The organism is Vibrio sp. 10N.222.48.A3, assembly GCF_041475345.1.
Lineage (GTDB): Bacteria > Pseudomonadota > Gammaproteobacteria > Enterobacterales > Vibrionaceae > Vibrio > Vibrio tasmaniensis_A.
Genome location: NZ_JBFRVX010000441.1, coordinates 1 through 1,693, shown reverse-complemented (window position 1 = coordinate 1,693; position 1,693 = coordinate 1). Strand labels below are relative to the sequence as shown.

Below are 1,693 nucleotides of genomic sequence, written 5' to 3'. Positions count from 1 at the left end.
GAGTCATCAACCAGTAGAATATTCAGCGCTTTTAGGCGTTCTCTTTCGACATCAGTCAGCATCGGAATATGTGCGTTTTCATAAGCAGGGTAAATCTTAGAAAGTAATAACTCTACGTCGAGCATCTGCACGATACGATCTTCAAAACGTGTAATGCCGGTAACAAACACATTGGTTCCTACACTTGCGGGTGGCGACTCAATACTCTTCCAGTCACATTCAATGATTTTATCAATCGAACGAACCAAGAATGCTACAACGGTTCTTAAGCAATCTGTCACGATGAGCACACAGTCTTGGTATTCAGTCGGTGTGATCGGTCGAAACCCAATAGCCGCAGACATATCAATAACTGGAACCGTAAGTTCGCGAATAGTGACGGTACCAATCACGTGGTGATGAGAGTAAGGGATTTGGGTCATTGGCTGGAAAGGAACGATTTCTCTGACCTTAAGCGTGCCTATCGCAAAACTTTGAGTGAGGGATAACTTGAACATCAGCATTCCCTGTGACTGACTCGCTTTACTTATCGGTTTGGCCATAAGTGGCTCCTACTTAATACGCGCTTAATCTATAAGGATTAATTTAAAGGGAAATGGCATTCGCAGCAAGTCACTATGCGGTTTTTAAAGATCTTTAAGGGGGTTGTTTTCGGTTATAGAGTGAAGAATGACGATTCTTGGGTTAAAATCACGCTAAACGCAGGCGTTTGATGGACTTTTGTCGACAAGTCGTTAGCCGTAAGCAGAATTACAACAGTCAGTACGTTGATGAATTCTACGTAATCATCGCAAATCAACTGACAGCAACAAACTGAGAATTATCATGGCAAGAACAGCAGCAGCGCTTCATATTTTGGTGAAGCATAAAGAATTAGCAGAAGACATCATGACGCAGCTTAAAAAGGGCGCTAAATTTCAAACGCTAGCGAAGAAGCATTCAACCTGTCCATCAGGTAAAAAGGGCGGCGACCTAGGCGAGTTCAAAAAAGGTCAAATGGTGCCTCAGTTTGATAAGATTTGTTTCTCTGGCGAGACACTTGTACCACATCTGGTAAAAACAAAATTTGGCTGGCACGTAGTGAAGGTTCTTTACCGAACTTAGTCATTGATATGTGTTAGATTGAATAAAAGGAGCGTAGATACGCTCCTTTTTTGTCATTTTTGGGCGCATTTAAAAACATTATGGCTGAGTGTTCATCCCGGACGTTATGCGATAATTGGCGCTACGCCCTTAACTATCCACCTTGACTAATCGGTGGGAGGAGGAGGGGTTTTAATGAGTAACTCATATAATAAATACCATTCTTAAGGAAATTTATGCAGCTTTGCCTTTTAGCCTTTGTATTTATCTAGAAAGCTGTAAACGAGTTTGGTAGGAGAACAACATGGAGAGTTCAGCTATGTTAAGCACCCCAGCGACAGATGTTATATTGCATGCTTTTGACTGGTGCTACGCTGACGTAATGAAGAACGCCCCTCTGATTCAAGAGTTGGGTTATAAATCTGTTTTAGTCTCGCCGGCAATGAAGTCGTTACGAGGGCCTAAAGGCTGTGATCGAGATACAGGTACCCAATGGTGGCAGCGCTATCAACCCCAAGATTATCGTGTGATCGATAATCAGCTTGGTGATACGCAAGACTTCACTGCAATGGTGAACACGTTAAAGCAACATGGGCTTCGTACCTATGTG

3 protein-coding genes are annotated in these 1,693 nt (G+C 42.8%); 2 read left to right on the top strand and 1 reads right to left on the bottom strand.

The window, feature by feature from the left end:
- Positions 1 to 542: chemotaxis protein CheW (locus AB4653_RS13420; protein WP_372104413.1), on the bottom strand; the 542-nt coding region annotated here is incomplete at its 3' end.
- A gap of 232 nt (positions 543 to 774) precedes the next feature.
- Between AB4653_RS13420 and ppiC the strand changes: the two genes are divergently transcribed.
- Both ppiC and AB4653_RS13410 read left to right on the top strand, forming a co-directional pair.
- Positions 775 to 1,104 carry a peptidylprolyl isomerase PpiC gene (gene ppiC / locus AB4653_RS13415; RefSeq protein ID WP_269667539.1) on the top strand — a complete coding sequence of 110 codons (330 nt, stop codon included), beginning with the start codon at positions 775 to 777 and terminating at the stop codon, positions 1,102 to 1,104.
- A 283-nt stretch (positions 1,105 to 1,387) separates the two neighbouring features.
- A partial coding sequence (locus AB4653_RS13410; RefSeq protein WP_372104410.1) for an alpha-amylase family glycosyl hydrolase occupies positions 1,388 to 1,693 on the top strand: 306 nt, incomplete at its 3' end.